The sequence below is a fragment of the Psychrobacter sp. CMS30 genome (genome assembly GCF_904846565.1).
GTDB lineage: Bacteria > Pseudomonadota > Gammaproteobacteria > Pseudomonadales > Moraxellaceae > Psychrobacter > Psychrobacter maritimus.
In genome coordinates this window covers 1-8,870 of record NZ_CAJHBF010000038.1, presented here as the reverse complement: position 1 = coordinate 8,870, position 8,870 = coordinate 1, and the positions used below count along the sequence as shown (strand labels likewise).

Genomic DNA, 8,870 nt, shown 5'->3' with positions numbered 1-8,870 from the left:
CTGGCTATTTTAATATGCACGTTGCTTTCTTTGATGACAATGTCGGCGCTAATGGTCATATCACCCAAGCCATGACCTGAGTCTTCTAACACCGCCTCGCCATGATAATCGCCATCTGGGATAGAGGAGATTAATGAGCGCATATGGTGGTCAGCCATGTTCTTTAGCTCTTCAATCGCGCCGCGTACCGTTTCAACGCCGTATTTGTCTAGCAGCGCAATCATATTACGCTCGCCGACGGCACACGCGCCATACTGAGCATTGAGATCGCCTTCTTGGTTACGGCGTGAGCGCATATTACTGTGTATGAGGTTAATCACATCACGACGTCTGACGCCTTTTTCCCAAATCTTAATGGGCGGAATGCGTAAGCCTTCGGCATATATCTCTTTGGCGTCAGGGTTATAGCCTGCTGGTACAGGGCCTCCGATATCAGTGACATGACCTTTACAGACTGTCCAAAAGACCAGCTCACCTTTATAAAATACCGGCTTATACATACAACAATCTAAGATATGGCTGCCCATCATCACAGGGTCGTTATGATAAATGACATCGCCTTCATGAATGTCATCACCATAATATTCGGCGACGGCTTTCATGGCTGGCATGAGTGAGCCTAAATGAATGGGAATATCTTGCCCTTGCAAAATCATCTCAGGCAAATGATCAAACAGCGCATTACTGTAATCATGGGCTAAGTTAAAGACACTCGAACGGGCGGTTTTTTCTAAGGTGGTTGTCATCTCACGCTGCGCCGTTTCTAGGGCACCACGTACGACAGACAAGGTAATAGGATCTATAGAGGGGTGAGCGTTGCTCATGAAAGACTCCTTGTCGAGAAATTTGGGTCAGAATAAGCGCATTTATATAAGAGAAATAAGAGAATATGCTGGTCTATATGACCATTTATCCTTACCCTTCAGCGTGCGCTTTATCTGGCTTATCATCTATCCTAATGATCAAGCTTTTTCACTATAGCGAGGTTTTGGCAAAATAGATTGACTGTGCGTGCAGAGTTTTTGACTGTGAGTGTACAGCTGTAGCTATAAGCAGCCTGTTTTCATCTTTATCATAGTGCGATATAAAGCGTTCAGAATAAAAAAAAGAGTAATGCTTCATATGTGATGCACTGCTCTTTTTGTCTATTCTTACTAACCCTATAGGAAGCTATAAGTTATTTACTACTATGCGTGCGCAGGCTTCCTGCCTAGGCCCATCTTCACATTAGCCAAAATCAGTCCAGATAAGATGAGCACCATTGCTAGCATCTTCCACCATGTGACCACCTCTCCTATGAGCAGCACTGAAGTCGTCATACCGAATACGGGTACCAGTAAGGCAAATGGTACAACCTTAGAGGCGATATTTTGACTAAGCAAATGCGCCCACAATCCAAAGCCAATCAGGGTTGAGACATAGACGATAAATCCAAGCGATAACCAAGACTTGAAGGACGCCTGTGTAAATGTTGCAAGCGTCCATGCCTCATTTTCAAATAACAGAGAAGATAGGGTCAAAACTATACAAGCAATCAGACCGCCCCATACCACTAGTGATAATGCAGACAGTGCCGATGTTCTATTTGAAGCTTTGTTGTTGCTATTAACAGGCGAGGCAGTAGAAATATTACTAGCGCTTTGCTCCGTTGAGGCCTGTTTTGAAGCGATATTGCCAAAGCTCCAACCTATGGCTGCAATCAAGATACAGATAAAGCCAACCAAGGGCATATCACCGCCGAGATTTAGCGCAATCACACCCAAACCTAGCACACCAACTAACATACCGATAATCTGCATACGACTCACAGACTCACCTAATATGACATACGCCAGCAAGACGGTAATAAAAATTTGAACTTGCAACAACAGCGCCGTCAACCCTGCCGATGCACCCAAATGCATGGCGGTGAATACAAAGGCATACTGCATAACAAACGTACCAATGGCATAGATAAATAGCGTACGGTTGAATTTGGGCGGTTTAAGGAACAGCACCAACGGCACGGCAGTAAAGAAAAAACGTAGAGCGGTTAACATCAGTGGCGGAAAGCTTTCGAGCGCCCATGCAATAAAGGTAAAGTTTACACCCCAAATAAAGGCAACCAATACAGCTAGAGCGATGTGTAGAAGGGTCATAGGCTTATCCTAGAATAGCTATTATTAGTTCTGAGTTGTTATTAATGTTTGAATCTTAAGAATCGACTATAGTTTAAATGCCCATAACAGACCCGATACAGTTTTACTAATGGTGAACAAAGTGTATAGTTACTCTTAACGTTACAATTAATCATGACATTGAAGAGATAAGCACATTCATTATGGTCGAAACCTATACGCTCAATCCAAATTTAACCAAGACTGCTGCTGTCGCTGAATGGCTACAGCAGCGTATTGACTGGCAGATTTACCTGCCCAATCAGCGTGTGCCCTCGGTGCGAAAGTTAGCGAAACTATTAAATATATCAAGCTTTACGGTGGTACAAGCTTATGAGCAATTGGTGGCTACCAGTGTGCTAATTGCTAAGCCCAGCTCGGGCTATTATGTCAATACGCAAGCAAAAGTAGTTCAGCCGAATGATGATAAAAGAGCAGTCGTTAAGCACCGAGTAATAGATACGCGCTGGCTGATACAGCAAGTTTTTAGTGATATCCCGCATCATCGCTCGCCGGGGGTGGGAACATTACCGAGAGACTGGGTACGTAATGATAAGATGGAATGGGCCATACGGCAGGTAACCCAGCAAGCCGATAGCTTTATCTATGATTATGGTAATGTTCATGGCTATTTGCCGCTACGTCAGCAGCTGGTTCAACACCTGCATACGCTGGGCATGCACACTCATATCGAGCACATAATTACTACGGCAGGAGTGTCGCAAGCCGTGACCATGGTGGCGCGGCTGCTTACTCAAGCTGGGGATACGGTGGTCGTTGATGGGCCGGGCTGGTATTGGCTATCAAGCTGTTTGCAACAACAAGGATTAAACGTCGTCTCTGTAGAACGTGACCATCAAGGGCCTAATATTGAGCAGATGCAAAAGCTGTTTGCGACGTATCGTCCCAAGCTCTATTTGACCAATAGCGTGCTGCATAATCCGACCTCTTGTAACCTGCATCCTGCCCGCGCGCACCAAGTACTCAATCTTATTCATGAGTACGATGCTTATATTTTTGAGGACGATTTATACGCCGCATTTGTATCGGGTGGTCAAGTGCTGCGTTATGCCAGCCTTGATCAGTTTGAACGGGTGTTTTATGCGACTGGGTTTTCAAAGTCAATGGCGTCAGGCTGGCGCGTTGGCATGTTGGTCTGTCCTGATAACTATATCGATGATGTATTGCGTATTAAAACCTTAAGCAATTCAAACACACCAGAATTTGGTGAACGGGTTTGTCATCATTTATGGACGCATGGTGAGTATCGCCGGCAGATTAAAAAAGTGCAGCAGCATTTATATAGCGCTCATGAAAGAATGCGCCAAGTATTACCAAGGATAGGACTTATCTACCCTGAGCATACACAAGCAGGACTCTTTGTTTGGGTAGACACGGGGCAGGATACGAGCCAGCTGGCACTAGATGCCTATAAAGCAGGTTGGCTGGTCGCACCGGGGCAATTATTTTACCCAGATGCCCGCGCCTCAACCCATCTGCGACTCAATGTATCAACAACAAGCGATGAGTTTTTGAGTTGGTTGGGTGATTATTTGGATAAAAGCTGTCAATACTGATAAAACTCCATCACCCCACCACCAACCGCATCATCTGCGTACTGATATAACCACCAAAGGTACCCACGGCATAGCCTAAAATACCCAAAAATACCCCAACCGGTGCTAGTGACGGGTGAAATGCTGTGGCGACAATCGGTGCCGATGACGCGCCGCCCGTATTGGCATTGGAGCCGACCGCTAAAAAGAAAAACGGTGCACGAATCATCCTAGCGACCGCAAAAATAATCACGACGTGGATACTCATCCATAACAGACCAATGAGTAGCAAACGCCACTGCGAGACAATACCGGCGAGATTGATTTGCATACCGATAGCGGCAATCAAGACAAAGATAAATACCGTCCCGATTTTGGAGGCGCCAACATGGTCAAGGCGGCGAATTTTGGTAAAGGAAAATACTACCCCTATTAAGGTGATAATCACCACCATCCAAAAGAATGAGCTGGCAAAGCTATACTGTACTGCCCAACTGTAAGGGGCAAAGAAGCCTGCTATTTGCCCGCCTACGAAATGCGCCACCCCAACCATGGCGAAACACAAACCAAACATCACCATCAAATCATTTAAAGTGGCTGGGCGCGCATTGTCACGCTCATAGCTTTCAACTGCGGCAATCACTTTATCAATACTACTGCTATCTGCCCGTAAAAACTTATCTATCTTAGCGCTGTGCTTGGCCATGACCAAGATAGCCAATAACCATAATGAGGCATTGGTAGTATCAACCAAAATCATCATACCAAATAAATCATCACTGACGCCGAACAGCTCTTTCATCGCCGCTTGGTTTGCCGCCCCGCCAATCCAGCTACCCGCGACCGCTGAAAACCCACGCCATAAGGTATCGTCAGTAAACATCTCAGGCGATATCCATTTGGCAATACCTAAGCTAATCGGACCACTAATAACAATGGCAACACTGGCGGCAAAAAACATGGCAATCGCTTTCCAGCCTAAACCTAAGATTTTTGGCACATCCATCGACAACGTCATCAGTAGCAAACTGGCGGGCAACAGATAGGTAGCGGTAAAGCCGTAAATCTGTGAGCCGATACCATCAGCGAAGACGCCTAGGCTGTTTAGCGTGGCTGGGATAAAGCAGCACAGTACAATACCCGGCAATACGGCATAAAAACGTCGCCAAAATTTACCGGGCAGCCCTTGGGTATAAAAAACCAGACCAATAATGGCCATGATAATGCCAAATGCTAATGGCAGATTGTCAATTGCTAAATAAGAGATGTCGGGCATCAGATGGCTCCGCAGCACACGATGAATAAAAGCCTGTCAGTATAGACAAGGCGAAAAAGACGCGCAAGCAACGATCTCGCATTGTTGATTTTATATCGATGTTTTATCATTGACATAGAGCCGCCTTACTATAAAACCATGACGCACAAAAAAGCCAGATAACAAGTATCTGGCTTTTAATGTTAGGTTAACTGGCTAGACCAATAGCATTTAATCAAATGCTATTATTGACCAGTCACGATAACAATATTACGAGTTGTTACTACGGTTGCCACCGCTTGAGCGACCTTGACCACGGCTGTCAGCACGACCAGCTGGGCGACCTTGGCTGCCACTTGGACGACCACGACCCGTTGCAGCACGCTCGCCACGTGGAACGCCAGTGCTATCACCACGGCTAGGAGCACCAGTGCGCTTGCCTTGATACGGCTTGCCACCTGAACGCTCATTTGGTTTACCAGATGAATCACGTGGCTTACCTTGATAACCGCTGTCATTGCTAGCGCGTTGACCAGTCGATGCGCTGTCGCTTGAACGACCACGAGCATTAGCAGGATTGCCTTGATAGCCACCACCCGCGCGACCACGGCCTTGACCGTTACCGCCGCCACTTGAGCGTCCGCGACCACGGCCACGACCATTACCTTTGTTTTCGCTAGGTACATAAGTCTTCTTAGGCTCCATACCTTCGATGACCGATACTTCCATTTTGCGATCTAAATAACGGTTGATAGCGTTTAGCTGTGGACGATCATCCATGCTACATAGGCTGATGGCAATACCCGTACGACCGGCACGGCCACAACGACCGATACGATGCACGTAGTCTTCTGTTTGACGTGGCAAGTCATAGTTAATGACGTGCGATAGTGCTGGCACGTCAAGACCACGAGCAGCAACGTCAGTCGCTACTAAGATTTTACATTTACCATTACGCAAGTCTTGAACGATACGGTTACGCTTGCTTTGTGGCAAGTCACCATGTAAGAAGCTGGCTTTATGGCCTTGCTCTTGTAGAGATTTGGCTAATTTTTCAGTACTACGTTTGGTCGCAGCAAAGATGATGACTTGTTCCATCTCTTTATCGCAAACAATTTTGTCAAGCAAACGGTTTTTATGATCAAAATCGTCACAGTAATACACTTTTTCTTCGATGTGTGCTGATTCAACTTTGATTGAAACGCGCTCAGGGTTTTTGGTGAAGCTGGCAGCAATCTTGCCAACAGGACCATCCCAAGTTGCTGAACACATGATGGTTTGACGGTTATCAGGAGCGGCTTTCAAGATATCGTTGATATCATCAGCAAAACCCATGTCAAGCATACGGTCAGCTTCATCAAGTACCAAAACTTCTAGGCTTGATAAGTCAACGCGGCCCGCATTGATATGGTCAAGTAAACGACCAGGAGTCGCAACAATCACTTGCACGCCTTTTTTCAAAGCAGTAATCTGACCATTGTAAGGTGCGCCGCCTACTAATGGCACACAGAACAAACCGCGCATATCTTTAGAATACGTACGCACACTGTCATGTACTTGCTGAGCAAGTTCACGCGTTGGCGTTAGGATAAGGGCTTTGGTTAGTTTGTCAAAGCTAGTGGCACGGCTTAAACGGTCAAGTACTGGGATAACAAATGCCGCTGTTTTACCACTACCGGTTTGCGCTGACAATAATAAGTCGCGACCCGCTAGAGCAAAAGGAATGGCTTGTTCTTGGATAGGTGTTGGATGGGTATAACCACTGCGATCAAGCGCGGTCAAAATTGGCTTGGCAATGTTAAGTTCAGCAAAAGTGATTTTGTTTTCTTCAGCAGCGTCAGTAGTAGCCGCTTGATTATTAGTATCGGTATTTGGGGTATCAGTGCTTTCGATGATGCCGTTTTCAGCGGCGATAGCAGATAAGATGTCAGTCATAGTAATCCTTGGTAAGTATAAGCTGCTGTAAATTCAGCAAGCTTGATGCATACCACTGATAACCGTTCACCACGCTGCATTTATAAAATAATTATCTCACCCTAAAAAAGGCTTAACAATCAAAAGCCAAGCTTATAAAGCTTGTCAATATTATAAAGGCGTTCGTGCTGTCTGACGTATTTTGGTGGTAGTGCCGAGTGTCTCATCCTTGTTCGTTAAAAGCGCATTATCCATGCTTTGTCCAAAGCAGATAAAGGCTGGTAACAACCAATCTAGCCCATATATGGGTTCGTAGATAAGATATGAGTCAAAAATAACGTGTTTTTCAATATGTATATGAAGGGTTATTTAAGTACACAAAATCATCGGCAACAATTACTTATGGTCATCCTAGACCCAAAATCGCAGGCGATGTTATCAATCTCATAATTCACGATAGTCTAAGCTAACGTGGCGACGCAGTATAGCATAACAAAAATGTAAGTAGTAGCTCTTTTTCTGTTTATTAGCAAAATAAGGGCTATAGCTGCAAATATAGGCTTAAAAACTTATGTTAAACCAAGGCTTAAAGCAAGTTGCTGTTTTTATCAAATTTAATTATGTACGTGACACTTTTACTTCCGTCACATAGGTTGGTAATTGCCAAGCACCGCCTACCTCTATCAAGCGACACATGCCTGTGGTGCTTTCATGGCTCTTCTCAAAAGCTTTGCCCGTCCATACCCAGTCGGTTTTAGATAAGCAGTCACCAATCCCGCGGCCTTTTTGCACCGAGGTTAATTTGCCATTGCTATAATCGGTTGCACTGGTCGTCACCAAGGTCGGCTGATAAGGCTTAGTGTCATTGAGCACCCAAGCGCCCATGCCAGTGTTATAAGCACCCATCCAGCAATCATGCTGTACGAGCAGCTGCTTGCTATTTAGACGGCTGACCCGCCAAGGTGACTTATCTGCTAAGTTTGGGCAATCTGTATCTGCATCCTTCATGGTGGTCTTCATCAGCTCTGCTAACTGCGATGAGCGCATGACAAACTTTTTCTTACTGCTAGAGATGGCTTTAGGGTTTGGCGTGACTAAGCGTAGCGCGGGTGCTGCTTTAGGCGCCAAGACACTACTATTAGATTTGCTTGCGCTATCGGTACTGATAAAGGCACTTGGTGTCCCTACTCGGCCCTGTGCTTCATCGGCTTTGAGCATGACAGCACTGGCACCTTTATCCGATAGCTGCCAGCGCGTATTGCGAATCACCAGCTCAATCTTGCTTGATTTAGTCAAGGCATCAAGTAGCGCGTTGACTTGCGCTGAAGTCAGCTCTGCATGACCTGCCGCCACCGAGTAAGGCTTGGTTTCTCCGTAATCTCTATCATTAATAAACAAGGATATACGATGGCGGTTGCCAAGCTGCATCAAGGCCTTTGCAGAGCTTTCTTTTGCGCCGCCAAGCTTGACCTTGCCATCGACTGTGGCATTGACACCTGCGCGGCGCACCAATAATAACGACACCGGTAAATCGCTATTGTTCTCTGCTTGGTAACCTGCCAGCCGGCAAGTACGGGTATTATCGCAAGCCACTTGCCAGTCTTGGTTGCTAAAATCAACAGCCGCGCCAGCCTGCGCCGCTGAACTAAATAAAGCCGTGCTAATGGCTGCAAATAAGGGTAATAAAATTTTCTTTGTCATCAATAAGGGTGTCTTTTTTGTTTTTATAGGATTTATTGTGCGATGAGTGCTATCTGTTAAGAGGTTGGATTTTTTATGGCGCTGCTGATTGGCATTGCTATTGCTGCTGCTACTATTTTTACTACCACTACCATAGTTAGCATGACCAAAATCAACTGTCATCTCACGCGTTAAGGGTGATGATGCACGCGTCGTCTTATTATTATCCTTCATAATCATTACTCATTAATAGAATAAATATCAACACCTGCCCATTAAGGCGGTAGCTGCTATCTTAACGTACCAATG

Annotated in this window: 6 protein-coding genes; 1 reads left to right on the top strand and 5 read right to left on the bottom strand. The window is 45.6% G+C overall.

What is annotated here, in order from left to right; all coding sequences use genetic code 11:
* The coding region (locus JMX94_RS12925) for a hydantoinase B/oxoprolinase family protein (protein WP_201565980.1) at positions 1-824 on the bottom strand (824 nt) is incomplete at its 3' end.
* A 363-nt stretch (positions 825-1,187) separates the two neighbouring features.
* Entirely contained in the window at positions 1,188-2,138 is a 951-nt protein-coding gene (locus tag JMX94_RS12920; protein WP_201565979.1) for an EamA family transporter, read from the bottom strand.
* A gap of 182 nt (positions 2,139-2,320) precedes the next feature.
* Here JMX94_RS12920 and JMX94_RS12915 point away from each other — a divergent pair, with 182 nt between their 5' ends.
* Positions 2,321-3,733, top strand: coding sequence for a PLP-dependent aminotransferase family protein (locus JMX94_RS12915; RefSeq protein ID WP_201565977.1), 1,413 nt, complete (start codon positions 2,321-2,323; stop codon positions 3,731-3,733).
* A 10-nt stretch (positions 3,734-3,743) separates the two neighbouring features.
* Here the strand turns inward: JMX94_RS12915 and JMX94_RS12910 are convergent, their stop codons facing one another.
* The 3 genes from JMX94_RS12910 to JMX94_RS12900 form a co-directional block, all read right to left on the bottom strand.
* Complete coding sequence (locus JMX94_RS12910) at positions 3,744-4,988, bottom strand: DUF819 domain-containing protein (protein ID WP_201565975.1); 1,245 nt, start codon at positions 4,986-4,988, stop codon at positions 3,744-3,746.
* A 249-nt stretch (positions 4,989-5,237) separates the two neighbouring features.
* A complete protein-coding gene (locus JMX94_RS12905) occupies positions 5,238-6,902 on the bottom strand; it encodes a DEAD/DEAH box helicase (protein WP_201565973.1) in 1,665 nt (554 codons plus the stop codon).
* A gap of 597 nt (positions 6,903-7,499) precedes the next feature.
* Entirely contained in the window at positions 7,500-8,795 is a 1,296-nt protein-coding gene (locus JMX94_RS12900) for a DUF1176 domain-containing protein (RefSeq protein WP_227673652.1), read from the bottom strand.
* Between the last annotated feature and the right edge of the window lie 75 nt (positions 8,796-8,870).